Below are 25,907 nucleotides of genomic sequence, written 5' to 3' on the forward strand. Positions count from 1 at the left end.
TGAAAATCATGCCGGATGGATAAAACCGCTATCCGGCAATCAACAAGAAAAAAAGGCCATGCGCTGTGGCATGGCCTTTGGCTGGCAAACGTGAAGCGGTTACGGGCGCTCACCCGCTGCCAGGCGCCGCCCGATATCCGCCACCACATCAGGCAGCGCGGCAACGGAATCGATCACGTAATGCGCACCGGCCTGCAGCAAGCGGCTTGCCGCAGTATCGCGCAACGTGCTCACCGCTGATTCGGGCAGTGCAGCGAGCGCCTGCTGGGTAAGCCCCACCTCGTTGCCGGACAGCGTCAGGCCCACGCACCACATGCCGGCATTGCGCCCTTCGCTGATGCCCGGGGTAGTGTCATCCACCTTGATGCATGCGCCCACATCGCTGATCGACAGCGCCAGTACATTGGCCAGCGCCATATAGGGGCCCGGCCGGCCGCCGGCGGCAAGCGCGTCGCCCGCCACCACGTGATCGGGCGCTATGCCTTCCTTGCGCGCCAGCGGCAGCAACACGTCCATCACCGGTTGCGGGTAGCCCGAGCATGAGCCGATCTTCAGCCCCTGCCCGCGCAACCAGCCCAGCGTATCGACCGCGCCGGGAATCGGCCGCGAATAGTGGCCGACCTTGTCGATCTGCATCGGCATGAAGCGCTCGTAGATGGCATCGATGTCCGCCTCGGTAGAGGCATTGCCGAAGCGCTGCTGCCACTGCACCTGGATGGCGGGTTCGGCCAGCAGCGTGCGGATATGATCGCGCTTGGACAAGCCCATCGGGCCACGCGCCTCTGCCAGCGAGACGGTGATGCCGAAGGTAGCGAAGGCATCGACGAAGATTTGCGTGGGCGCCAGCGAGCCGAAGTCGACCAGCGTACCGGCCCAGTCGAAGATGACGGCCTGCAGCGCCTGGCTGGCGGGGTTGCCGGAAGGGGGGGCGGATGGGGTGGAGAAACGTGCGTTCATGTCAGATCCCGGATGCATTGATGAAATTCTTCCCGCGGGGGCCAGCCAGCGCTTGCGCGACACGGCCATCCCAGTCGCGCGGGGCGATGCCGTAATCGGCGGGGTCGGTGCTGACGCCCAGCTCGGCAAGGAAGTGGTTGAGCTTTTCCACAGCGGTATCGGCGCTGCTGGCGTCGAAGATGGCCAGCAGTTGCGCATCGAGCGCCGCATCGCGCCCGAGGGCCAGCCGCAGGATGCGCGGCAGGCTGAACGAGCAGGCAATGCCGTGGGCAGTGCCGTGCTGCAAGGTGATGTCGTATGACAGCGAGTGCGCCAGCGCAGTCTTGGTGTTGGAAAACGCCATGCCGGCCAGCAGCGCGGCAAACGCCAGCTTTTCGCGCAGCACCAGTTGTTGCGGATCACGCATCAGCGCAGGCAGCGTGGCAACGATGATGCGGGCGGCGCTGACGGCCAGTGCGGCGGAAACCGGGTTGCGATGCACGTTCCACAAGGATTCGAGCGCATGCGATAGTGCATCCAGCGCGCTGGCCAGCGTGGTGTTGCGTGGCAGGCTGAGCATCAGCTCGGGGTCGATCAGCGCCGCTTCCGGCCAGGTCCACGGCAGGTGCAGCGAATGCTTGCGCCCCCCGGCGGCATCCCACAACGTGGCCCACGGCGTAACTTCGCTGCCGGTGCCAGCGGTGGTGGGGATGGCGATCAGTGCACGATGCTGGCCATCCTGCGCCAGCGGTGCGCCGTTCAGGTGTGCCAGCAATTCGTCGAAACGGCCGGATGGCGTGGCAGTGAGCATGGCCTTGGCGCAATCGATGCTGCTGCCGCCGCCCAATGCGATCACGCACTCGGCCTGCGGGTAATCACGCCACAGGCGCTCGTACATCGGCGCCAGCCACACGATATCCGGATTGGCCTGCACGCTGGTTTCCACCGCCAGCAGTCGTTCGCCCAGCAAGGCCTGCACGCGCTCGACCAGGCCCAGCGCTGCCGCCTCGGGGAAGGCAATCAGGATGGCGCGCCGCTCGCCCAGCAATGCCGGCAGCGTATCCAGGCAGCCATTGCCGGCATGGATGGCGACGGGATTGTTATATAGCCACATATCAGTGATGCCCCTTGTCGCGGATGAGCCGGCGCAGCTGGCTGGATACGAAGTCCGCCGCGATGACCATCACGGTGATGACGATGATGCAGGTTGCCGTTTCCGGGTATTTGAACAGCTTGAGGCTGCTGACCAGCTCGAAGCCCAGCCCGCCCGCGCCCACCATGCCCAGCACGGTGGCGGAGCGCAGGTTGACCTCGAAGCGGTACAGCACCACGGCAATCCAGCTGGTGATCACCTGCGGCAGCACGCCGAACACGATGACCTGGAGCGGCCGGGCGCCGGTGGAACGCAGTGCCTCCAGCGGGCCTTCGTCGATTTCCTCGATGGCCTCGGCAAAGAACTTGCCCAGCATGCCGGCGCCGTGCAGTGCCAGTGCCAGCACGCCAGGGAAGGGTCCCAGACCGACGGCGGAAACAAAAACCAGCGCCAGGATCAGCTCGTTGATGCTGCGGATGACGTTGAGCCCCTGGCGCGTGGCCTGGTACAGCCATTGCTGCTGCATCAGGTTGCGTGCAGCCAGGAAGGCCAGCGGCACCGCCATGCTCACGCCGAGCAGCGTGCCCCAGATGGCGATCTGGATGGTTTCCAGCGCCGGGGCAAGCAGACGGTCGAGAATGGCCGGGTCCGGCGGCACGGTGCGGCTGAGGAAGTCGAAAATCTGCGGCGTGCCGGAGGCCAGTTCGGTCCAGCTCAACTGGGCGCCCTGCGCACTCCATTGCAGCAGCCACAGCGCGGTGATGCAGCCTGCCAGCAGCAGTGCCCAGCCGCGCGGGCTTTCCGGCAGGTTGACCACCCAGCGGTAACGTTGCGGGTTGTTCATGTCAGGTACTCATTTCAAAAGTGATCGGGGCCAGCACGGGCGGGCTACCGGCCGGTACTGCCGGAGCCGGGCTGCTGCCATACAGCTGCTGCAGGTCGGCCTCGGCCAGTTCTTCCGGCCAGCAATCGAACAGCACGCGCCCATGGGCCAGGCCAACGATGCGGTCGCCGAATTCGCGCGCGTATTCCACTTGGTGCAGGTTGCACAGCACGGTAATGCCCAGCTCCCTGCATGCATCGCGCAGGTACTGCAGCACGCGGCGCGAGGTATGCGGGTCCAGACTGGCCACCGGTTCATCGGCCAGGATGACCTTGGGGCGCTGGGCCAGCGCGCGGGCAATGCCCACGCGCTGCATCTGGCCACCGGACAATGCATCGGTGCGCTCGTGTGCCTTGTGCGCCAGCCCCACCCGCTCCAGGCATTCCATTGCCAGCGCGATGTCGTCACCGCGGAACAGCTGCAGCACCGAGCTCCATGTGGGCAACGAGCCCAGCCGCCCGGTCAGCACGTTCTTCAGCACCGACAGCCTTGGCACCACGTGGTGATGCTGGAAGATCATCGCCACATGGCGCCGCAACAGGCGCAGGTCACGGCAGTTGGCGGTATCGAGCCCGTCCACTTCCAGCTGGCCGCCATCGGGCTGCACCAGGCCGTTGATACAGCGCAGCATGGTGGATTTGCCGGCACCCGATTGCCCGAGGATGACCACGAACTCGCCCGGTGCCGCATCCAGATCCACGCCCTGCAGCACCACGTTGTCGCCGTAGCGTTTGCCCAGATTGCGCAGGCGGATCACTTCATGCTCCGCAGATCAAGCTTGAGCACCTTGGCGGTATCACGCACCACGTCGTAGGCCGCATCGTCGGTAGGCTGGAAGCCGTTGAGCATGCCCTGATCGCCCCACTTCACGTCCTTGAGGCTGGCCATGGCCTTGGCGAGCTTGTCTTTCAGTGCTGGCGACAGGTCCTTGCGCCATACCATCGGGGATTCGGGAATCGGCCGTGACGACCAGATGATCTTGAAATCTTCTGCCTTCACCTGGCCCTTGGCGACGGCGGCGTTGAAGATGCGGTCGGCCACGGCGGCGGCATCGACCTTGTCGTTGGCAACGGCCAGGATGCTGGCATCGTGCGAGCCGGAGAACAGCACGCGGCCGAACACCTTGTCCGGGTCATAACCTGCTTGTTGCAGGCCAGCCTTGGGGAACAGGTGGCCGGATGCCGAGCTGGGGTCGACAAACGCGAAGTTGCGGCCTTTCAGGTCCGCCAGCGTATTGATGCCGCTGTCCTTGCGGGCGATGATGATGCTTTTGTACGCGCTCTGGCCGGTTTTCTTGGTAACGGCCACGGCAAAGGCATCCACATCCGCCACCGAGGTGGCCAGCACATACGAGAACGGGCCGAGATAGGCGACGTCGAGTTTCTTGGAACGCAGCGCTTCGATCACGCCGTTGTAGTCGGTGGCCACGAAGGGCTTGACCGGCACACCCAGCTGTTTTTCCAGCGCATCGAGCACCTGCTTGCTGCTTTCGATCATGGCCTGGGAATCTTCGGCCGGGATCAGGCCGATGGTCAGCGGTTGCGCGGCAAGGCAGGGGCCGGCCAGCAGCAGGGAGGCGAGGGCCAGGCGGGCCCGGGAGAACAGTCGTGTCATGGTGGGTAACTCCGTGAGTGAGAAGACCCGGCCACTTTAAGAACTGGCCATGACAGCAAATCCATCGATTCGATAATGGTTTTTTCTGTTAATCATTGATTTTATGAATGGATTGAACCAAAAAAAAACCCGCAGCGTGCACTGCGGGGCCGAACTGGCTGGGAAATGGCTGGCTAAAAAATTTCCTGCCCTACACAGCGAGGCAAGAGCTTTGTAGCGCTTACGGCGTGGTGCCGCAGCTGGCGTGCTTGTGCCCCGGCGTGGGGTTGGCAAGGCCGAGGAAATCAAGGATGTGCGGTGTGGCGCCATCAATCTGTGCGAGCGGGGTGGTGGTGAGGTCACCCAGGCAGTAAGGCGTCTTGTCGCTACGCAGATAGGTGTTGTTGAGCACCAGGATGGTATCGCGCTCGCTGGCCGATTGGCCGCCGTGGCCGCTACCCAGGCCGCCGTGGTCGGAGGTGATCACGATCAGCCATTCTTCCTGCGCATAGGTCGGGCGTGCCACCAGCGCATTGAGCACCTGCTGGATCTGCTGGTCTTCCGCCACGATCTTGCTCTGGTAGAAGGCATTGGCCGGATCATAGCTGCTGGCGTGGATATCGACGTTATGCAGGTAATAGAAGATGGCCGTCGGCGCGTTCTGCCAGCCCAGCCAGCCCTTGACCGCATCGGTGGCCTGTTGCGAATTCTTGGCGGCATTGGCCACCACGAAATCGGCATTGGCCGGCTTGAGGTTGTTGGTGATGTTGAACCAGTCGCCCACCACGGCCACGGTGGCCGTCGGGTACGCGGTCTTGATGCGATCAAACACGTGCGGCTTGAGCAGCGGCAGCGTGGCCTCGTTGGATGTCACCCCATGCTGGTCTGCCCAGTAGCCGGTAAAAACCGAACCCCAGCCCGGCCCGCTCAGCGTGGCTTGCGTACCGCCCGCCAGTACGTTGCGGTGATAGGCACCGCCATAGGCCAGTGCGGCAATGGCCGGGGTCTGCGCGCAACCGCTGCACAGCACCGCATCGCCACGCAAACCATCGATACCGATCAGCAACACGTGCTTGTTGCCCGGCAAGGGATTGGGCACGCCGCTACCGGCGATCAGCGAGTAATGATCATACGGATTGCCACTGTAGTTGGTCTTGAGCCCACCCACGTCCTGCGCGCGCTTGTCGCTCAGATCGCATGCCTGCTGCGTCTTGAAGTAATCGAACGATTTGCACCAGTTGCTGCGGCTGGCGTCCGAGCACGCGGTTGCGCACTCGGCCGGCGTGACTGCGGTCAGGTGCTCGTTGTTGTAGCCGGAAATCGCCGCATTGGGGGTGAGGTAATACGCCTTGAGCGGATCGGGCTTCAGGCTGTAATGATCGTACGGGTTGCCAGCGTAGTCGGTTTTCAGGCCGCCCACGTCGGCAGCGCGTTTGTCGCTCAGATCACACCACGATGCGCTGCGGTTGTAATCGAACGATACGCACCAGCCGGCACGCGATGCATCCTTGCAGGCGGTGGCGCACGCTTCGGGCGTGACATTGATGAGGTGCTCGTTGTTGTAGCCGGAAATCGCCGCGTTGGGTGTTTCGATAAAGCTGTCGAGTGATGCTGCAAAGGCCGAACCGGCCAGCAGCAGCGCGGCCAGCGCCAGGCAGCTGCGTTGCCTGGCAAGCAGAAAGGTTTTCATGGGGTTACTCCAATGGGATAAAGGAGCCCCCAGCGTAGGAAGTTCACATGACTGTCACGCCATCGATTCAATATCCGAAACCCCACACAACTATTGAGCAGGGCTATTGATGTCCGTTGCCAAACTCCGCGCCTTCCTTGCCGTAGCCCAGCATGGCAGTTTCAGCGCCGCAGCCAGGGCACTCGGTCTGACGCAGCCCACGCTGACCACCCAGGTGCAGGGGCTGGAGCAACAACACCGGGTGGAGCTGTTTCACCGCCGCGGCCACCGCATCGAGCTGTCGAGTGTGGGCCAGCAACTGCTGCCCATTGCCCGCCAGTTATCAACACTGGAAACCGAAGCCTACAACCTGCTGCATGACTGTGGCGAGCTGAACCGCGGCGAACTCAAGCTGGGCGCAGTGGGGCCGTTCCACGTGATCGAGATGGTGGATGCGTATCGGCAGCGCTATCCGCGCGTGAGCGTATCGATCCGGCTGGGCAATTCGGCCGAGGTCCTGGCGGCGCTGGAAAGCTATGCCATCGATCTGGGGGTACTGGCGCGCTTCCATGATGCCCCGCACCTGACCAGCCTCGATTACGCGCGGCACCCCATCATCCTGTTCGTGCACGTGGATCACCCGTTTGCGCAGCGCCGCAGCATTGCGCTGCAGGAGTTGCACGGCCAGCCCATGCTGCAGCGCGAAGCCGGCTCGACTACCCGCCGGGCACTGGAAAAAGTGTTGCGCGAAGCCGATATCACCCCACGCATCGCCATGGAAATCGGCAGCCGCGAAGCACTGCGCGAGGCCGCTGCACGCGGTATCGGCATCGGCGTGGTATCGGAGGCGGAATTCATTCCGGATGCCCGATTGCGCATGATCCGCATCAATGACGACCCCGCCTATACCGAAACCCACCTGTACTGCCTGACGGAACGGCGCCAGAGCGGCTTGCTGAATTCGTTTTTTGATGTCGCCGGCGAATGCGCCAGTACGCGCCAGCGCCGCGGGACGGCCGGTACTGGCTAAAAAAACCGGACATGAAAAACCCGGCCAGATTCGGCCGGGGTTTTTTTGTTGCCTGCAATTCTGGATGATCAGTATTGGTGACCGCGCAATCCACGACGCGGGTGCCCGGCTGGCAAGCCGGTCGTCGGGCCTGCACCGGTCAGCGCACTGGTAGCCGATGTGCTCAGCTCGCTACCCGAAGCCAGCGTATCCATGCCGTAGGTATCACGCCACACGGCCCAGGTCCGGTTGCGGGCGCTGCATTCGCTATCCTTGAACGCGAGCGTGTTGGTGCTCTCGACCAAGTTGGCGCCGGCAGCCAGCTGGCTGCTGAAGTTCGGCGGTTCCGCCTGGCAAGACAGACCGCTGTACGGCGACTTGGTGCGCGAGCTGAGCAGGTTGTAGTTCAGCCGCGTGCCATAGCTGCCCGGCGTGAACGGCCCCCAGTTCATATAGATGCTCTGGTTCACCACGGTGTTGTGATGCACATCGTGATTGGTCATCGTGCAGTTGTTGCTGGCAAAGCACTGCAGCCCCAGGTAGATACCGGCATTGACCAGCAGGTTATGGTGCACCTGCACATTCTGCGACCCCGCTTGCGCCGAGATCTGGATGCCAAGCGGCGTGGTTTTCACGGACGGAAAATCGATGTAGTTCTCGCGGTACTCGTTGTTTTGCGAGTTGTCCTTGTCGTGAATGCCGCCGCCAACACCATCCTGCAGAGCACCGGTGCCCAAGCGGATCTGGTTGTTTTCGGTCAGCGAGTTGCCGGCATCGAACAGCACCATCGCATACGCACCACCGATATCCCGTGTGTACGGCCCGAAGTCGTTATCCTGGACCAGCAACTTGTGCCTTGCGGTGGTGGCGCCATGCCCCGTACCGTGGATAAACCCCGGGTTATTGTTTTCGTTGCTGCCGCTACCCACGCCATCGGTAAAGCGCACGTTGCGGATCACCAGGCCGGTGGTGGTGGTTTCGCTCTTGATGCCATACAGCTTTACATGGCTGATATCCACACCCTCTATACGGGCTGCCGGCGCAGTCACCGAGTAGACATTCAGTATCTGGTAATTCAGGTCCAGCGTGACCACTTCATCCGGATAGGCCAACAGTTGCTGCGATTTGGTGTCGTACAGCGTGAAACCGCCGGAGGCATAACTGCCCTTGCGCAGCACCACCGCTTGGCTGGGCGTGGAATTGGCAATGGCATACGCCAGCGTCTGATACGGCTGGGCCAGCGTGCCACGGCCGGCTGCGTTCACCCCATCCGGTGCCACGAACACAAACTGGGCCGCGCTCGATTGGATGGTGAAGCTTTGCTCCAGCGTTTTCTGCGTGCTGCCGCTATCGCGCACTTCCAGCGTCAGCACATAGGCGCCCTCGGCTGCGGGGGTGAAGCGTACCGCACCGGTGCGGAAATCCAGCGAAACGCCGGTGGTGCTTTGCGCCACGCCATCGAGCGTCAGGCTTTTTACCCGGTATTCGTACGGGAAGATGCCGCCAATCACGCCCGGACGGCTTTCATAGGCGATGCCCGGATATGCATACTCGCGCAGGCCGAAGCTCACGCTGAGCGGGTTGTTGGGCAAGGTATCGGGTTGCACCACAGTGGCCACTTCATTGCTTACGCAGCGGACAAACACCGCGCCGCCATCCGCCGGTACCGGTGCAGACGTGCCCTCTGCCACCTTGCAGGTCTGCCCGGCGGGCTGCGTGGCGATCTGCACATCCGCAGCACTGCCGGCCGGCAACGCAAAACTGGCAGCCCCGTTGAGCTGCACATTCAGCAGCGTACTGCCATTGATCAGCGCCAGCTCTTTGCCCAGCGCCAGGCCTTTCACCCGCAGGTTCAAGGTAGTAGGCGTCAGGGTGGCGAGCTGTGCGCCCTTGCCGCCGGTGGCGTTGCCGGTGGTGACGTTGCTGCCGCCATCGCCGCCACCGCATGCTGCCAACAAAGCGCTGGTACTCAGCGCGGCCCAGATGGCCACTGCAGGCAGCCCCCCGGATTTATTGGATATCCTGTTTCTCTCGCTTGGCTTCATGATATTGCTCCAGTATTGGTTATTTTTTTCCGTATCCGTACGCACTGCTCAAAGCTGAAACACACCGCAACCATCACCACGGATGGCGTATTACCCCTCCATCAATAAAGAAAACCGTTCAATCGCAATGGCGTGCAGGAAGCCGTAATGGCGATTGCCTTTTTGGTACGCAATAACGCGGAATGGATCTTTCATGCCGGCCAGGCGGCATGCACAGTCATGCGCCAGATACCGGATCGCTTTGCAGCCCAAGTGGCCCGACTGGCCATGAAAGCAGGCGGGGCGGCAAAGAAATCCGGCCCAGCCAAATAAAAACCACAGAAGAAGCCGAATGAAACGGCAATACAAAACCGGCAAAACCGTTTCATCCCGCATCTATCAAATCAACGCTGCTTATAGCCCTTGGCCAACCCAGCTCCATTCCGGGTAAAGCACGCTATTCACGGTGGCGCCATTGCCGATAAACAACGAATGGGGGTTATTCACCGTATACCAGCCGGTCGCGCTCGAATGCTCCAGCTCGAATACCACGTTGCCGTAGATGCCATACGGGCCGGAGACCGACGAATTCTTGTACGCGGCAAACATCGTCTGACCACCCATGTCCAGCGTGCCCACCGAGCTTTCTCGGGTTACCTCAACCGATGCCTTGCCCCAGATGCCCAGCGTATCGATACGGGTTTTGTTGTCGCCGAGGAAATAACCATTGGCGGTGACCAGCACGCTTCTGAACTTGTTGGCCGCGCTCGATTTTGCCGAGGACGTATCCCGCACATCCACCCCGACTCCGTTGTTGTTGGCTTCGAAATCCGCGCTGGATGCCCCGATCACCAGCACATCAATGCCGGTGAGGTTGCTCAGGAACAGGCTGCTGCTGTCAGTGGCAATCACGTGGCCCAACGGCGCATCCGCATCGCTTTTGGCGTTGGTGGTGAGCTGGTCGATGGCAACGGTGGCGTTGGCCCTGGCTTTGACCGCGGCCACGCCGGCGGGTACATCGACATTGAAATTGCTCAGGCGCGCAGCTGCAGACAGCACCAGAATGGCTGCCTGATCCGCATTGGGCTGATTGACGCGCACCGAGCCGGTCTTGCGCGCATCGTTGACGATTTCCACACCGTTACGATCGATCAGCAGCGGCCCGTAGCACTGGCCGGAAATGACAAAGCGCACTTTCTCTGCCGTCCAGTTCTTTCTTTCCAGCGCGTTTTTCAACGCCCGGCCGTCGTTGTTGCAGTTGATTTTCACCTGCGTGGCATCGCTACCCGCATAGCTGGTAGCGAGTGTTTCTGCGGCCTGTACCCGCGTGGCCTGGCATGCCAGCGCCGTGGTCACGGCCAGTGCAAGGGCGATATTGCTGTGTTTCATGAAGTCTCCATCCATCTTTGTGGTTTGGTGGTTGCAAACGCCGGCCGCAATCGCAAACGCAATTGCAGCCGGCTGCTGCCTGGTAATGCCCTTGCCCGGATACGCGCGCAGCAGGAACCGGATCACCACCTAGGGTGACCGGATCCAGCAGGCCTGTTTCGGGCTGCGGCTGTCTATTTCTTGAGGATTTCCCCGGCAAGCAGCGGTGCCAGGTCGTCATCGCGGTCAGCGGTCACTTCCCATACCATCGCGCCGCCCAGCTTGTTCTGCTTCAGGTACTTGAGCTTCTCGGTGATCGATTGCGGGTCTTCATAGGCGATGAAGCTGCCGGTTTGCGCGTTGAACAGCCATGGCATGCGGGCCGCGTCGGACCAATAGCGGGTGTAGCCATTCTTGTTCACGTAGTTGCGCTTTATGTCCTGGTAATCGAGCGCGCCCTCGGTCGGATAATCCCAGGTGCTTTTGCCGATGCTGGTGCACTGCGTATACCGGCCCTGGTTCTGCGGCTGGCAGCCATTCCAGATGTGGCCGTTGTATTCGAAGCCCATCACCAGCTTGCTGGCCGGCACGCCCTTTTGCAGATAGGTCTGAATGGTGCCGTCCGCATTGTATTTGGGTGGCTTGCCGGACACCGGGTCCGCGTACAGCGGCGCGATATGGCCTGATTCCAGCCCCCACGGGCCGGCGTACTGGTAGGCCATCACGTTGATCCAGTCCACGTTGTCGGCCACGGTTTTCCAGTCGTACTTCACCAGATTGGCCGGGTTGGCTTCCGAAGCCAGCGTCAACAGATAGGTTTTGCCGTCCTGTTTGCCGGCGGCATCCAGCGTGGCGCGCACAGTCTTGAACAGCAGCGGGTAGTTGTCGATATCTTCGGCACGCCAGATATTGTCCGGGTGCACCTTGAAGGTGGGATGCTCCCAATCGATGTCGAGCCCGTCAAAGCCATGCTTGCGCATGAACGCCACAGCACTGTCGGCAAAGTGCTGGCGGCTTTCCGGCGTCAGCCCGGCATTGGAGAAATACTTGGAGCCGCTACCGCCCCCGCCAATGGAAATCAGCGTCTTCAGGTGCGGATACTGCTTTTTCAGCTCGGCCAGATACACAAAATTGGCCACATCGCCCCAGCCCGATTCGCCATACCACTCGCCTTCATCGGGCATGTATACGGTGCCATCTTCACGGACTGCGGCAAACGCGTAGTTGATGTGGGTATAGAGGTTGGCCTTGATCTTCAGCGGGCCGAAATTGCCAAAGGTGCTGTATTGCCCCCAGGAGATGTAATAGCCGATCACCTTGGGCTCGGCGCCAAGCCACTGCCAGACATCGCGCTTGCCGGGTTGCTCGCCCTGGGTCCACCATTTCGCCTTGTAAAGCTGCCCGCCATGGCTGACCTGCGTACCGCCATTGTAAGCACGTCCGGCCTGCCAGCCCTGGTCACCCGCGGCCACCACCTTCAGCCACGCACCGGATGCACCGGTGGGGGTTTCACCCTTGTTCCACCATTGCGCCTGCCAATCCTGCCCCAGGTAGCTGACCACATCGCCCTTGGTGTAAGCACTTGCGGCCTGCCAGTCTGCCGCCCAGGCGCCTGCCCAGCTCAGCCCCAGCAACAATGCCAGGCCGGCAAGCTTGCTGCCAAGGCCCCGCCCGGGGCGGTCCGGGGGAACAAGCTGCGCTGGCGCGCGGTCTACCAGATATCGCTTCATGTCCGTCTCCATCCTTATGTGTGATGATGCGTCCTGTGCCGGACGTCAAAGGCGCTCGGGTATCGATGCGCCGGTCTTGCCTGCGCTGCGCGGATGCACAGCGTATTGATCAGCAGCAGCGGCCATCTACCGTGTTCAGAATCCGGCGGAATGCACCGGTATCCGCAGCCACTGTTGCACTGTTGCCATTGATTGACCCTGTGCAGGCTGCTGCGCTTGAACCGCTGGCCCGCCTCGGCAATCATTGACCAATCTTGTAAGTCACGGCCATTCTAGTTGGCGACCTATACCGCAAGAATGTCCTGATTTTGCTTAAAACTTGTCCAATTATTCGGCTCGCCAATCCTGCCGCTACGGCCGGTTCGTGCTCACAAGGGCTTTGCCATGGCCACCATCTTCTACGAGCGTTTTGATCTTGATCCGGTACAGGTTTCCGACGTCTCGCGGCTGGTCGGTGCGCGTGTGTTTCACGAAGCCTCGTGCCCGGCCATGCGTCAGCACGGCCTGTTCATGTGCGGCGTCGGCATGCCGGATGGGCCCTGCGATATCGAGCGCATCGATGCGCCCTTTCATGTACTGATCGTGATACTCAGCGGCATCGCCGAGTTGTATGAAGGAAACCGGCGCTGGCTGGTCAACCCTGGGCAATTCGGCGTGCTGCCGGCGCGCGGCCATCGCGGTTACCGGCGTATTGGCGATGTACCCATGCGCCACGCCTGGCTGTTGCTTGAGGACGACGAACGCTGGAATGTGCTGGAACGCAACCATGCGTGGGTGGGCAACACTGAACATGGCGCGCGCCTGTTCGACGCGGTATCGCTGTTCCAGCGCGAAGCGCAACTGAGCAACGAAGGCGCACACGATGCATTGGTGCCGCAAACGCTGGAAATCGTCAGCCGCCAGCTTGAGCGGATGCTGGATCTGGGGGGCAAGCGGCCGGAACACGAACAGGCGTTGCTACAATTGCTGGGCGACATCCGCCGCGAGCCCGGCGCCGACTGGTCGGTGCCGGCGCTATGCCGCAGGGTGGGCCTGGGTTCCACGCAGCTGTACCGGCTGTGTCTGCGCCGCTATGGCCGGGCACCGGCACAACTGGTATTCGATACCCGCATGCAGCTCGCGCACGACTGGCTACTGGATGGCAAACGCGTGGCCGAAGTGGCCACTGCGCTGGGTTATCAGGAAATCGCCAGTTTCTCGCGCCGCTTCAGCAGTCATTTTGGCTGCGCGCCCAGCAGGATGATCAAGGGGAAGCAGTAGCCGCGGCGCGCCACCGACCAGCGTGCTTTCAGTCAGGAAGATCCGCAGCAGCGCCGGGCAACTTCAACCGGCATGGAACCGGCAGCACACGCCCAGGCGCAGTTGCATGGGCAAGTTTGCGGCAGATCAGCATCTGCATCACGGTACGCTGCTAAGCTGCGAATGCACCTTTGCAGCATGCACCCCGATGCAGCCATTGCTGAGCGCCCCCCATGCGGAGTCCATCAATCATGACGTCCGGAACTGCCATACCATCCGCCCCGGCACCCGAAGCCGGCACCGCCCCGCTCGCGGATATCCTTGCGCTCGCGCTCCAGGCCGGCATGCTGGCCCACCAATCGGGGGCATCCACGCACCGCACATCGTTATTGATGCGCGACACCGCTGCGGCCCATGGCGTGGCACTTGTCGACGTGATGATCTCCTCCACCAATATCGGCCTGACCATCATGCGCGATGGCGAAAGCCACACCAGCATGCGCAAGGTCCCGCACATGGCAGTCGATTTTTCGGTGCTGTGCGCACTGTCGCGCTGGCAAGCCGGCACCCGGTCGCAGCCTGCGGACCTGCAAGGCGCCAGTGCGGCACTGGCACGCATCGCACAAACCCGCACTGTCTATCCGCCCCTGCTGGTCATCGGCATGGTGGGGGTGGCCTGCGGCAGCTTTGCGGCACTGTTTGGCGGCGACCTCATGGCGGTCATCATTGCCGCAGTCGGCGCAACCCTGGGCGGAGCGGTAAAAGCCTGGTTGCTGCGCCGCCATTTCAGCCATGCCATCTTCGCCACCGTTGCCAGTTTTGTGGCGATCCTGGCAACCGGGCTGCTGTGCCCGCTCAGCACCACGCCCAATGCCGCGCTTGCCGCAAGCGGCCTGTTCCTGATCCCCGGCGTACCGCTGATCAATGCTGCCAGCGATCTGCTCAACGCCAATTACCTGAATGGCGTAGTGCGGCTGACCTTGAGCGCGGTGGTCGTGTTCGGCCTTGCACTGGGCATGAGCCTGGCCTTGCGCCTGCTCCCGGTCTGAGGCACCACGGCATGGCACGAAAACACATCGGCAAGCAGCGAGGATACGCAAAATGACCGCCTGGCTAATCGAACTCTTAATCGAACTCTGGGCCGCGCCGGCGGCGCTTGGCTTTGCCATGCTGTTCAACGTGCCCAAGCGTGCACTGTGGCTCTGCGGCACGCTGGCGGTCATCGGCCACGGGTTGCGGCATCTGGTCGACGTGCTGCATGGTGACCTGGTACTGGGCACGCTGGCCGGCGCAGTGGTGATCGGGCTGCTGGCGGAGCTGCACGCCCGCCGGCGCCACGAGCCCGGCGCCATTTATGCGATCAGCGCCGCGATCCCGCTGGTGCCCGGCAAGTCGATGTATGAATCGGTACAGGCCATGCTCGGCATCGCCGTGCTGCCAGCCAATGCCGATGGCAGCGCGCTGATTGCCATTGCGGGCGTCAGCGCCATCAAGGCCGCCATGATCCTGATGGCACTGGCCTTCGGCATCGCCGCACCGATGCTGTTGCGGCCGGATCGCTAGCGGCTTACCCGGCGCAATGGCAGCAGCTGGCCAGCCGCTGCCATGCGTGAAAATCTGCATGCCGCTTTCTTGATATGGAACAACATTGCCGGTTGCGGCAAGGCATAACCTGACGGTGTATCGCCACGATCAGGGGAATGCAATGAACGCACCGCTCAAATCGCCACAGCATCGCGCGTGGCACAACTTTGGCGCCGGAAGATGGCAGCAGCAGATCAATGTCCGCGATTTCATCCAGCGCAACTACACACCCTATGACGGCGATGCCGGCTTCCTCGCTGACCCCACCGAACGCACGCTATTGCTCTGGGGCAAGCTCTGCACCCTGTTGCAGCAGGAGCGTGCCGCGCCCGGCGGGGTACTGGATGTGGCTACCGACCGTGGTACGCGCATCACCGCTTTCGGCCCCGGCTATATCGACCGCAGCCTGGAAAAAATCGTCGGCGTGCAAACCGATGCGCCACTCAGGCGCGCCATCTTTCCCAATACCGGCCTGCGCATGGTGCAGGCCGCATTGCACGAGATAGGCCGTGATCTGGACCCGGCGATCGAAACCATCTACCAGCATTACCGCAAGGATCACAACAGCGCGGTATTCGATGCCTACAACCCGCTGATCCGTGCCTGCCGCTCCTCCGGCATCATCACCGGCCTGCCCGATGCCTACGGCCGTGGCCGCATCATCGGTGACTATCGCCGCGTGGCGCTGTACGGGGTGGATGCGCTGGTGGCCTTCAAGGAAAGCGACAAGGCCGCGACCGACGATCTGGACTTCACCGAGGACGTGCTGCGGCTGCGTGAAGAAATGTCCGAACAGATCCGCGCACTGCACGAACTCAAGGCCATGGCGGCCAGCTATGGTTTCGATATCGGCAGCCCCGCCACCACGGCCCAGGAAGCCACGCAGTGGCTGTACTTCGGCTACCTGGCGGCAGTGAAAGAGCAGAACGGCGCCGCGATGTCGCTGGGCAGGGTATCCACCTTCCTGGATATCTATTTCGAACGAGATCTGGCCGCAGGCGTTTTGGACGAAACCACCGCGCAGGAGCTGATCGACGATCTGGTGATCAAGCTGCGCATCGTGCGCTTCCTGCGTACCGAGGAATACAACAGCCTGTATTCCGGCGACCCGACCTGGGTGACCGAAGCCATCGGCGGCATGGGCAAGGACGGCCGTACGCTGGTCAGCAAAACCAGTTTCCGCTTCCTGAACACGCTGTTCAATCTGGGAGCCGCACCGGAGCCCAATCTCACCGTGCTGTGGTCCAGCGCGCTGCCACGTGGTTTCAAGGATTTCTGTGCCCGGGTCTCGATCGAAACCAGTTCGATCCAGTATGAATCGGACGATCAGATGCGCCCGCAATGGGGGGACGACTACGGCATTGCCTGCTGCGTTTCGGCCATGGCCATCGGCAAGCAGATGCAGTTTTTCGGTGCCCGCTGCAACCTGGCCAAGGCCTTGCTGTATGCCATCAATGGCGGCGTGGATGAAAAAACCGGTCAGCGCGTGGTGCCCGGCTTCGAGCCCATCACCGGCGACTATCTCGATTTCGATACCGTGGTCACGCGTTTCGAGGCCATGCTGGACTGGCTGGCGCAAACCTATGTGAAGGCACTCAACGCCATCCACTACATGCACGACAAATACGCGTACGAGCGCATCGAGATGGCGCTGCACGACCGCGACATCCTGCGCACCATGGCATGCGGCATCGCCGGCTTGTCAGTGGCGGCCGATTCGCTGTCCGCCATCAAGTACGCCAAGGTAAAGGCTATCCGCAACGAGGCCGGCATCGCCGTCGACTTCGCCATCGACGGCAGCTACCCCGCATTCGGCAACAACGACGACCGGGTGGATAACCTGGCGGTGTGGCTGACCGAAACCTTCATGCGCAAGATCCGCCAGCACCCGACCTACCGCAATGCGATGCCGACCCAATCGGTACTGACCATCACCTCCAATGTGGTGTACGGCAAGAAAACCGGCAATACGCCGGATGGCCGCCGGGATGGCGCACCGTTCGCACCGGGTGCCAACCCGATGAATGGCCGCGACCAGTCCGGCTTCGTCGCGGCAGGGGCTTCGGTTGCCAAGCTGCCCTACGCGGCGGCGCTGGATGGCATCAGCTGGACCGCCTCGGCCACGCCGGATGCCCTCGGCCATACCGGAGCAGACCGCATCGCCAACCTGACCAACTGCCTGGATGGCTTCTGCAATGCCAGCGGCTTCCATATCAACGTCAACGTGCTGAACCGCGACACGCTGCTGGACGCCATGGCTCACCCGGAGCAATACCCGCAACTGACCATCCGCGTGTCCGGCTATGCAGTCAACTTCATCAAGCTCAGCCGCGAACAGCAGCTGGATGTGATCAACCGCACTTTCCACCAGCACGCCTGAGCGCGTGATGCCATGTGCCAGCATGCCTGCCCGGCGTGCGGCCCGCCATGATCGATGTGGCGGGGCCTCGCCTGCAGCTGCCGGCCGGAACAGGAGCCCTGCATGTTCACCGCCACTGCAATGCCGACAAAATCGCCTTTCCCCTCAGGCAAATTCGCCGCTGCCACGCTGGACCAGGACGGCCATCGATGCGGCTACGTCCACTCGGTGGAAACGGGCGCCGCGGTGGACGGGCCGGGCGTGCGCTTCGTGCTGTTCCTGTCGGGCTGCCAGTTCCGCTGCCTGTATTGCCACAACCCCGATACCTGGAAATTGCACAACGGCATGCTGCTCACCGTGGATGACGTGGTAGCGCAGATCGGCAGCTACGCGCCCTTCCTGCGGCTGGCCGGTGGGCTGACCATTTCCGGTGGCGAACCGCTGCTGCAGGCCGGCTTCGTGCGCGAGGTGTTCACCCAGGTAAAGCAGCGCCACGGGCTGCATACCACGCTGGACACGCAAGGCTTCCTGGCAACCCGGCTGCCGGATAGCTGGTTCGACCCGGTAGACCTGGTGTTGCTGGACATCAAGCATATCGACGCCGCGCGCTACCGGCAGATCACCGGCCAGCCGCTGCAACCCACGCTGGATTTTGCCGCGCGCCTGATCCGGTTGGGCAAGCCCTTCTGGGTGCGCTACGTGCTGGTGCCGGGCCTCACCGACGATGCCGCCCATATCGCGCAACTGGCCGGCCACCTGCAGGCATTGGCATCGCAAAGGCCGGGTTGCCTGCAACGCGTGGAGGTGCTGCCCTTTCACAAGATGGGCGAAACCAAATGGCAGGCGCTGGGGCTGCGCTACTCGCTGACCAGCACCCCGGAGCCCTCGCCGGCGGCCGTCGATGCCGCGCGCGCCATTTTCAGCGCCCATGGCCTGGCATGTTGCTGACCGACCGGCCAGCGCAGTGGCATAAATACCGCTGCCGCCCTTGACCTGGATCAAGCCGCGGCAACGCCACCGGCCGTAATCTGGCTGTGAGACCCAAGCTCACTGGAGATTGCAATGGTTACCCGCACCGCACAGGAACTCGATGCCCTGATTGCCCGCGTCAAGCAGGCCCAGCAGGTTTTTTCCACCTTCAGCCAGGCGCAGGTGGACGATATCTTCCGTGCCGCGGCATTTGCGGCGGCCGATGCGCGCATTCCGCTGGCCAAGCTGGCGGTGCAGGAAACCGGCATGGGCGTACTGGAAGACAAGGTGGTGAAAAACCACTTTGCCTCCGAATACATCTACAACAAGTACAAGGATGACAAGACCTGCGGCATCCTCAGCGAAGACGACGCCTTCGGCACCATCACCATCGCCGAACCGGTGGGCCTGATCTGCGGCATCATCCCCACCACCAATCCGACTTCGACGGCGATCTTCAAGGCGCTGATCGCGCTGAAGACCCGCAATGGCATCATTTTCAGCCCGCACCCGCGCGCGCGGCAGGCCACCTGTGAAGCCGCGCGGCTGATCCTGGCCGCCGCCGTCGCTGCCGGCGCCCCCGCCGATATCATCGGCTGGATCGACGAACCATCGGTTGCGCTATCCGAGCAACTGATGCACCACCCGGACATCAATCTCATTCTCGCCACCGGCGGCCCCGGCATGGTGCGCGCCGCCTATTCGAGCGGCAAGCCGGCCATCGGCGTCGGCGCCGGCAACACCCCGGCGGTGATCGACGAAACCGCGGATATCAAGCGCGCAGTGGCCTCCATCCTGATGTCCAAGACCTTCGACAACGGCGTGGTGTGCGCGTCGGAACAGGCGGTGATCGTGGTAGACAAGGTCTACCGGGCAGTACGCGAACGCTTTATCGGTGCCGGCGGCCATGTGCTCTCGGCCGCGGAATGCCAGGCCGTCAGCAAGGTGATCCTGCATGAAGGTGTACTCAACAGCGCCATCGTCGGCCAGAGCGCAGTGCAGATTGCCGCCATGGCCGGTATCCAGGTGCCGCCCTATACCAAGGTGCTGATCGGCGAAGTCAGCGAAATCAATGCCGGCGAAGCCTTTGCGCATGAAAAACTCAGCCCCACGCTGGGCATGTACCGCGCCCGCGATTTCGAGCACGCGGTGGAACAGGCCGAGGCGCTGGTGGCACTGGGCGGCATCGGCCATACCGCATCGCTGTATACCGATCAGGACTTGCAGCCCGAGCGCGTGCATTACTTCGGCCAGCGCATGAAAACCGCGCGCATTCTGATCAACACGCCCTCCAGCCAGGGCGGCATCGGCGACCTGTACAACTTTGCGCTGGCCCCGTCACTGACACTGGGCTGCGGCTCCTGGGGCGGCAACTCGATCTCGGAAAACGTCGGCCCGCAGCATCTGATCAACAAGAAGACCGTGGCCAAGCGCGCCGAGAACATGCTGTGGCACAAGCTGCCCGGCAGCATCTACTTCCGTCGCGGCAGCCTGCCGTTTGCGCTGGAAGAACTGAAGCACAAGCAGCGTGCGGTGATCGTTACCGGCCGCTACCTGTTCGATAACGGCTATTGCGACACCACCATCGCCACGCTGAAGAAGCTGGGGCTGCAAGTGGAAGTGTTCTACGGCGTAGAGGCGGACCCGACGCTGGCGGTGGTGCGCGAAGGCGTGCGCGTGCTGGATGCCTTCAAGCCGGACGTGATCATTGCGCTGGGCGGTGGCAGCCCGATGGATGCCGCCAAGATCATGTGGGTGATGTACGAGCATCCGGATGTGCACTTCCAGGACCTGGCACTGCGCTTCATGGACATCCGCAAGCGCATCTACCATTTTCCCAAGCTGGGGCAGAAGGCCAGCCTGGTCGCCATCCCCACCACCTCCGGCACCGGCTCCGAAGTCACGCCATTTGCCGTGGTCACCGATGAAGCCACCGGCATCAAATACCCGATTGCCGATTACGAGCTGACGCCCGACATCGCCATCGTCGATCCGGACCTCGTAATGGACATGCCCAAGAGCCTGACCGCGTACGGAGGGATCGATGCCGTCACGCACGGGCTGGAAGCCTATGTGTCGGTGATGGCAAACGAGTATGCCGATGCACAGGCATTGCAGGCACTGGCCTTGCTCAAAGGCCACCTGCCCTCGGCCTACCTGAACGGTGCGCGTGATCCGAAAGCGCGCGAAGCGGTGCATAACGCCGCCACCATAGCCGGCATTGCCTTTGCCAATGCCTTCCTCGGGGTATGCCACAGCATGGCGCACAAGCTCGGCGCCGAATTCCACCTGGCGCATGGCCTGGCCAATGCACTGCTGATCAGCAACGTGATCCGCTATAACGCCGCAGACATCCCGACCAAGCAGACCTCGTTCAGTCAGTATGACCGGCCGCAGGCCAAGTGCCGCTACGCCGAAATCGCCCGCCACCTCGGCTTGCCCGCCAAGACGCATGAGCAAGGCGTGGCCAGCCTGATCCAGTGGGTGGAAGAGCTCAAGACCACGCTGGCGATTCCCGCTTCGATCCGCGATGCCGGCGTACCGGAGCAGGACTTCCTCGACCAGCTCGACCAGTTGGCAGAAGGCGCGTTCGACGACCAGTGCACCGGCGCCAATCCGCGCTTTCCATTGATCAGCGAACTGCGCCAACTGCTGCTGGACAGCTACTACGGCCGGCCCTACCAGGAAAGCTATCAACGGGCGGAAGCAGAAGCCATCAAGCAGGAAAGCGTAGCCTGAGCATCGGCGGAACGGCCTTTGGGCAATGCAGCCCCGGGGCCAATCCGCACGGCGTAGAAGACAACCGGTAGCGCAATGCGCGCTACCGGCAAGCGTTTGATGCCAGGCTGGCGGTGAGCATTCAACTGCACCACCGCACTTCACCCACACCTTGCAGCTCCGCCATACCTGTCCATCCAGCGCTTGACGGGCGCACCTTCCCGCATGGCGTACCCGACGATTTTGCGCCAATGCCCTGCCGCTCCCCTCAAAACACATCACGCTCTCGACCAGACACTTCATCTTTGTCGTCGATTGCCATTGACATGTCACCACGTGGTGACTAACGTATGCCTATCCATCCAACAGCAGGGAATTGCATCATGGACAGGCGACAGTTTTTGCGGATTGCAGGCGGTGGCATCGTGCTGGCAGCGGGAGCAGGCGTGGCAGGATGTACTTCGAACCCACCAGATGAAGCCATTGTCGCGTGGCAGGGCCCGCGTGCTGAAACCGATGTGCGGCGCTGGGTGCTGGGCTACGCCATCCTTGCGCCGCACTCCCATAATCTGCAGTCGTGGCTGGTGGACCTGAGTGTGCCGGACGAAATCACGCTGCGTTGCGATCTGAACCGGCTGCTGCCGGAAACCGATCCTTACTCGCGACAGATCATGATGAGCCACGGCACATTCCTCGAGCTGCTGGACCTTGCAGCGCGCGAACGCGGCCTGCGTGCCGACATTGCGCTGTTTCCCGAAGGCGCCTTCGGCCCGGAAAAACCCGATCAGCGCCCGGTGGCACGCATCCGACTCACCCCGGATGGCGCAGTCAAGCCTGACCCGCTGTTTGCTCAGATCCTGCAGCGCCACACCAACCGCCAAGCCTACGATGCCGCGCGCGCCGTGCCCGACAGCGCATGGCAGGCCATGGCGCAGGCAGCGCAACCGCACCCGCTGCGCTTCGGCTACGTGGGGCCGGAAGCACCGGTCGTCATCGCTCGCCACCGTGCCATCGCCGCCGAGGCCTGGCGTATTGAGCTCAGCACACCGCGCACGGTGATGGAGTCCTACCGCCTGCTGCGCATCGGCAACGAAGAAGTGGCCAGGCACCGCGATGGCATCACGCTGCTGGACCCGGAAGTGGTGTGGTTGAACCGGATGGGCATGTTCGACCGCAGCAAGGCCCCGGCCCCGGACGACCTCGCCACTACCAGCCAGATCGAGGATTTCGGCCGCAAGCTCACCAGCACGCAGGGTTTCCTGTGGCTGGTCAGCGATGGCAACACGCGCGAAACGCAGATCAGCGCAGGCCGCGCCTACGTGCGTGTGCAACTGGCCGCCACTGCGCACGGCATCGCCATGCAGCCGTTACAACAGGCATTGCAGGAATACCCGGAGGTGGCACAGCCGTATCGCGGCATCCACCAACTGCTGCAAGCCACCCAGCCGGCACACACGGTGCAGATGTGGGCACGCGTGGGCTACGCCCCTGCGGTATCGCCCGCCCCCCGCCGCGGCCTTGACGCGCAACTCGTGAAGCTTTAAATCTGGTGGCCCATCTGCCGGGCCACCATCCCATGCCACCACCTGCCGAGCAGGACACCCCCAAGCCGACCCGCACCCGCGATCGCGCGGCCAGCGAAGAGCGCATCCTTGCCGCGGTCGGCACCGTACTGGCACGCGATGGCTTCGCGGCCATCGGCATCAACGCCATCGCGCGCGAAGCAGGCGTGGACAAGGTGCTGATCTATCGCTATTTCGGCGGCTTGCCCGAGCTGCTGCGGCTATGGGGCAGTAGCGGCCGCTTCTGGCCCACGATGGCTGAACTGGTGGGCACCGACAGCGCCGCCCTCGCCATGTTGCCGCTGGCAGAGCGCTACGCGCTGTTTTTCGATCGCTTCATCGACGCGCTGCGCAGCCGCCCGCTCACCATTGAAATCCTCGCTGCAGAAGTGGTCACCCGCAACGAGCTGACCGCCATCCTGGAAACTGAACGCGAGCAATGGGGCATGCAAGTAGGGGCGTTGCTTGGTGGCGCCGAGGTGGACGCGAACCCGGCGCTGCGCGGCATCACGCTGCTGCTGATCGCCGGTGTGCAATACCTGCTGCTGCGCGCCCGCACCATACGCCGCTTTGGCGGGCAAGACCTGCACAGCGACGACACCTGGGCTGCGCTGAAGGCATCGGTCGCGCTGATGGCAAAACGGATCTGCTGATACGCATGAAACCTCACACCCTTGTTCCCGCGCTGATCGCGATAACGCTTGCCGGCCTCGCATCCGCAGCAGATCAGGCTCCTGTCGTAAAACCCCGTGTGCCAACCACCGAGCAGGCATGCAAGGATTACGGTGGCCACTGGACACGTCTCGGTCTGAATATGCGCTGCGATATCGAAGCCCGGGATGCAGGCAAAACCTGCACAGATTCAGACCAGTGCCAGGGTGCCTGCCTTGCGCCCGAGAATGCTGCACCAGACGAGAATGTGATCGGCCAATGCTCCCTATTTATTCAATCAATATGGGCAGCATCGTGTTGGTGAGGCACGGCAAAGCTTATGGAATCATTGCCGAATAAGTGGCAATCAGCCACCGCCACCATCAGATGGCGGCTAATCGTGCACCCCTCGCCCCTTCTGCAGCTCAAACAGCTTGAGCTGCATGCGCGTGGCAACCGATCTTTACGGCGAGGATTTCAGCGCCCATGGGCGTATCCGGGTCCGGCTGGGCTCAATCCTTTCACCTGCGCCTTGCAGTAAATCGTGGTCTTGGATGCACGCGCTCAACAACATGAAAAATCCGGCACTGGATACTAAGGTTCAGCAACATCTCACCTCATGTGCGGTTTCACCGCCGCAGTGATTTATCCAGCGGGTGGCACCACATCCCTACTTTCGGAGGAAACTCGGCATGAAACGACTTTTCCGGAACATCCTGTCCAGCAGCTTGTTTTTGCTGTCGGTAAGTGGCGTGATCGTCACCCAGGGCTGCGCCAGCGTGGAAGACCCGCGTGCCGTGGCGGCAAAAAATGATCCGGCGTTTTTTACCTGGTATATGCAACTGGCAAAGGAAATCCAGGCCGATCCGGAGTATCGCAAGCTGCCGCTGGACACCGATGAACAGGCCAACGAGTTCGTGCAGTGGCTACAGGACACCTACAATCACAAGCGCTCGGTTGAGGACTTTTCCAATTGGGCCAATAGCCGCTACCCCGGGCACCAGTATGAAATGACTTTCATCACCGAACGCCTGCCACGCTAAGCAGCCAGATTCTGCCGCCGGTACGGATCTGATCAAGAATCCGCCAGCGGGCGTCAGCCGAGGCCTGAGCATCAAGCGGGGCAAAGAGCATGCTCTGGCCCTGCAGCACCAGATGCCGCAGGGATTGATGCCAACCTCACCGCTGCCTGCGCCAGCATGAAACCTGGTCAGGTCTGGCTGGCATAGTTCAGAGAATGCTCATCATCAGGATCAAGCACGGTCAGCACAAAATCTTCGGCCCGATCGAAGCTACCGAAAGCTGAGCGCACGCTTTGCGCCCGGACGACTTCGCCAACCAGCGCGAGAAGCGAAGTGGTCAGCTGCCTATCCCCATGCCATAGACGTTGCATTTCGCTACAGAAATCCGCAGCTTCGGGCCATTTTCCTTCGCTGAATTGCGAAACGTTGTAATGAGGCCATGCGGCGATATCCCGCTCATCACACGTATCTTCAGCGAGCAGCACGGAAAGCGCCAGCGTTCCATGCCATGGAAACACACTGATATCGAACCGGCACATAGGCTTTCCCTTGAAGCGGACGGCCAGCTCCCGCGCCTTTGCGATCAGTGCGTGTTCAAGCTGATCATGAAGTTTCGATCCGTTCATGCGGGCGTTCCGGCACGCGGTTTATCGCAGACCCCGGTCAAACACATGGTGCCACTCGTTATCCGGTCGATGATAGCCATTGTACCGCGTGCCCATGACCAGGCCGTCGGCCGCAATCCGGCCAGGCTGGCCGCGCAAAGCAGTCCGGCCACGCCGCATGATCGGCAGCGCTGCCTTCTGCAGCTCGAACGTGCCAGCCCCTTCGCTCTCTTCTCCGGTCTCTTGAGGCGCCGCATGGCACCCGCCGGACTGCACCCTCAGTAGCGGCTCCTGCCTGCAGCACGCCGCCGCAGACGGCGCGTGGCGCGCAGTCCTTTTCCCTGGCTTGGCGCCTGCGGGTTTGTTAACGCTGGTCGTTCCTGCCCGTGGGGATGATGGCTTCGGCAGCGAGTTGCAATCGCTCGATGGCCGCCGCCGTGGCACAGGCAGCAACGATGCAGATGCTGTGATGGTCATCGTGCAGGCGGGAATTCATACCCGCAGATCGGGCAACAGCAACGCACTACCCACGCCGTTGCCGGCATCCCGATCGCGCGCTGCCAGCGCTTGTGCATCGATCTCCAGAGGAGACTTGCGCCATTCACCGGCACCCGGCGCCATATTTCCCGTGCTTCGCTTGCCTTTGCGTGCAAGCCGGATGCCAGCTGCCGATTGCATTTTGGCCAGGTCGGTTTGCGAGCTGGCCGCCGTTTACGCGTTTAAACGGGCTCGCGGGCGAGTGCGGCAAGCGCTAGCCCAAGCTGTGAAAAAGCAATAAATAAAATTTTCACAAATTATCCTGACAATGTAACAATCGCAGACACAAGAAATTAATACACTTTCACGAAAGAAAATATACACCAAAATTAAGATACATTTACGATTGTTTGCAA

General features: G+C 62.2%; 23 protein-coding genes. 10 read left to right on the forward strand and 13 right to left on the reverse strand.

Annotated features, from left to right (window positions below; genetic code table 11):
• Positions 1–99 precede the first annotated feature (99 nt).
• The 6 genes from phnX to IGB42_RS07855 form a co-directional block, all read right to left on the reverse strand.
• Positions 100–957 carry a phosphonoacetaldehyde hydrolase gene (gene phnX, locus IGB42_RS07830; protein WP_159669513.1) on the reverse strand — a complete coding sequence of 286 codons (858 nt, stop codon included), beginning with the start codon at positions 955–957 and terminating at the stop codon, positions 100–102.
• Position 958: 1 nt separating this feature from the next.
• On the reverse strand, positions 959–2,050 hold the full coding sequence (psrA, locus tag IGB42_RS07835; RefSeq protein ID WP_159669516.1) for an iron-containing alcohol dehydrogenase PsrA: 1,092 nt from the start codon (positions 2,048–2,050) through the stop codon (positions 959–961).
• A gap of 1 nt (position 2,051) precedes the next feature.
• On the reverse strand, positions 2,052–2,873 hold the full coding sequence (phnE, locus tag IGB42_RS07840; RefSeq protein WP_159669518.1) for a phosphonate ABC transporter, permease protein PhnE: 822 nt from the start codon (positions 2,871–2,873) through the stop codon (positions 2,052–2,054).
• 1 nt (position 2,874) lies between these two features.
• Positions 2,875–3,669, reverse strand: a complete 795-nt coding sequence (gene phnC, locus IGB42_RS07845; RefSeq protein WP_159669521.1) for a phosphonate ABC transporter ATP-binding protein — start codon at positions 3,667–3,669, stop codon at positions 2,875–2,877.
• On the reverse strand, positions 3,666–4,526 hold the full coding sequence (gene phnD / locus IGB42_RS07850) for a phosphonate ABC transporter substrate-binding protein (protein ID WP_159669524.1): 861 nt from the start codon (positions 4,524–4,526) through the stop codon (positions 3,666–3,668). Before phnD ends, phnC begins: the two co-directional genes overlap by 4 nt.
• Positions 4,527–4,746: 220 nt before the next feature.
• A complete protein-coding gene (locus tag IGB42_RS07855; RefSeq protein ID WP_159669527.1) occupies positions 4,747–6,195 on the reverse strand; it encodes a PAN domain-containing protein in 1,449 nt (482 codons plus the stop codon).
• A gap of 109 nt (positions 6,196–6,304) precedes the next feature.
• On the opposite strand from IGB42_RS07855, the gene IGB42_RS07860 reads away from it, so the two are divergent.
• Entirely contained in the window at positions 6,305–7,204 is a 900-nt protein-coding gene (locus IGB42_RS07860; protein ID WP_159669531.1) for a LysR substrate-binding domain-containing protein, read from the forward strand.
• Between the two features lie 68 nt (positions 7,205–7,272).
• Here IGB42_RS07860 and IGB42_RS07865 read toward each other — a convergent pair whose 3' ends face one another.
• From IGB42_RS07865 to IGB42_RS07880, 4 genes are all read right to left on the reverse strand, one after another.
• Positions 7,273–9,228, reverse strand: a complete 1,956-nt coding sequence (locus tag IGB42_RS07865; protein WP_159669534.1) for a right-handed parallel beta-helix repeat-containing protein — start codon at positions 9,226–9,228, stop codon at positions 7,273–7,275.
• Positions 9,229–9,318: 90 nt separating this feature from the next.
• A complete protein-coding gene (locus IGB42_RS07870) occupies positions 9,319–9,603 on the reverse strand; it encodes a hypothetical protein (protein WP_159669537.1) in 285 nt (94 codons plus the stop codon).
• A gap of 18 nt (positions 9,604–9,621) precedes the next feature.
• Complete coding sequence (locus IGB42_RS07875) at positions 9,622–10,596, reverse strand: hypothetical protein (RefSeq protein WP_159669540.1); 975 nt, start codon at positions 10,594–10,596, stop codon at positions 9,622–9,624.
• 173 nt (positions 10,597–10,769) lie between these two features.
• Positions 10,770–12,305, reverse strand: a complete 1,536-nt coding sequence (locus IGB42_RS07880; RefSeq protein WP_201799862.1) for a glycosyl hydrolase family 18 protein — start codon at positions 12,303–12,305, stop codon at positions 10,770–10,772.
• Positions 12,306–12,689: 384 nt separating this feature from the next.
• On the opposite strand from IGB42_RS07880, the gene IGB42_RS07885 reads away from it, so the two are divergent.
• The 9 genes from IGB42_RS07885 (at position 12,690) to IGB42_RS07925 (ending at position 24,430) form a co-directional block, all read left to right on the forward strand.
• Positions 12,690–13,565, forward strand: coding sequence for an AraC family transcriptional regulator (locus IGB42_RS07885; RefSeq protein ID WP_159669546.1), 876 nt, complete (start codon positions 12,690–12,692; stop codon positions 13,563–13,565).
• A gap of 230 nt (positions 13,566–13,795) precedes the next feature.
• Positions 13,796–14,593, forward strand: coding sequence for a threonine/serine exporter family protein (locus tag IGB42_RS07890; RefSeq protein ID WP_159669549.1), 798 nt, complete (start codon positions 13,796–13,798; stop codon positions 14,591–14,593).
• 52 nt (positions 14,594–14,645) lie between these two features.
• On the forward strand, positions 14,646–15,107 hold the full coding sequence (locus tag IGB42_RS07895) for a threonine/serine exporter family protein (protein WP_159669552.1): 462 nt from the start codon (positions 14,646–14,648) through the stop codon (positions 15,105–15,107).
• 142 nt (positions 15,108–15,249) lie between these two features.
• Positions 15,250–17,508: a formate C-acetyltransferase gene (pflB, locus tag IGB42_RS07900; RefSeq protein WP_159669555.1), complete on the forward strand. Its 2,259-nt coding sequence runs from the start codon at positions 15,250–15,252 to the stop codon at positions 17,506–17,508.
• Between the two features lie 102 nt (positions 17,509–17,610).
• Positions 17,611–18,435, forward strand: a complete 825-nt coding sequence (pflA, locus tag IGB42_RS07905; protein ID WP_236822528.1) for a pyruvate formate-lyase-activating protein — start codon at positions 17,611–17,613, stop codon at positions 18,433–18,435.
• A 114-nt stretch (positions 18,436–18,549) separates the two neighbouring features.
• On the forward strand, positions 18,550–21,195 hold the full coding sequence (gene adhE / locus IGB42_RS07910) for a bifunctional acetaldehyde-CoA/alcohol dehydrogenase (protein WP_159669558.1): 2,646 nt from the start codon (positions 18,550–18,552) through the stop codon (positions 21,193–21,195).
• Positions 21,196–21,557: 362 nt separating this feature from the next.
• Positions 21,558–22,718, forward strand: a complete 1,161-nt coding sequence (locus IGB42_RS07915; protein ID WP_159669561.1) for a twin-arginine translocation pathway signal protein — start codon at positions 21,558–21,560, stop codon at positions 22,716–22,718.
• 32 nt (positions 22,719–22,750) lie between these two features.
• Positions 22,751–23,389 (forward strand): TetR/AcrR family transcriptional regulator, encoded by a 639-nt coding sequence (locus tag IGB42_RS07920; protein ID WP_159669564.1) that lies wholly within the window; start codon positions 22,751–22,753, stop codon positions 23,387–23,389.
• 690 nt (positions 23,390–24,079) lie between these two features.
• Complete coding sequence (locus IGB42_RS07925) at positions 24,080–24,430, forward strand: hypothetical protein (RefSeq protein ID WP_159669567.1); 351 nt, start codon at positions 24,080–24,082, stop codon at positions 24,428–24,430.
• 167 nt (positions 24,431–24,597) lie between these two features.
• On the opposite strand, the gene IGB42_RS07930 is transcribed toward IGB42_RS07925, so the two are convergent.
• From IGB42_RS07930 to IGB42_RS22430, 3 genes are all read right to left on the reverse strand, one after another.
• Positions 24,598–25,035: a hypothetical protein gene (locus IGB42_RS07930; RefSeq protein ID WP_159669570.1), complete on the reverse strand. Its 438-nt coding sequence runs from the start codon at positions 25,033–25,035 to the stop codon at positions 24,598–24,600.
• A 343-nt stretch (positions 25,036–25,378) separates the two neighbouring features.
• Positions 25,379–25,510 (reverse strand): hypothetical protein, encoded by a 132-nt coding sequence (locus tag IGB42_RS22425; RefSeq protein WP_255461438.1) that lies wholly within the window; start codon positions 25,508–25,510, stop codon positions 25,379–25,381.
• Complete coding sequence (locus IGB42_RS22430) at positions 25,507–25,635, reverse strand: hypothetical protein (protein WP_255461439.1); 129 nt, start codon at positions 25,633–25,635, stop codon at positions 25,507–25,509. The genes IGB42_RS22425 and IGB42_RS22430 overlap by 4 nt, the downstream gene beginning before the upstream one ends.
• Between the last annotated feature and the right edge of the window lie 272 nt (positions 25,636–25,907).

Origin of the sequence: Andreprevotia sp. IGB-42 (assembly GCF_009848685.1) — a bacterium.
Taxonomy (GTDB): domain Bacteria; phylum Pseudomonadota; class Gammaproteobacteria; order Burkholderiales; family Chitinibacteraceae; genus Andreprevotia.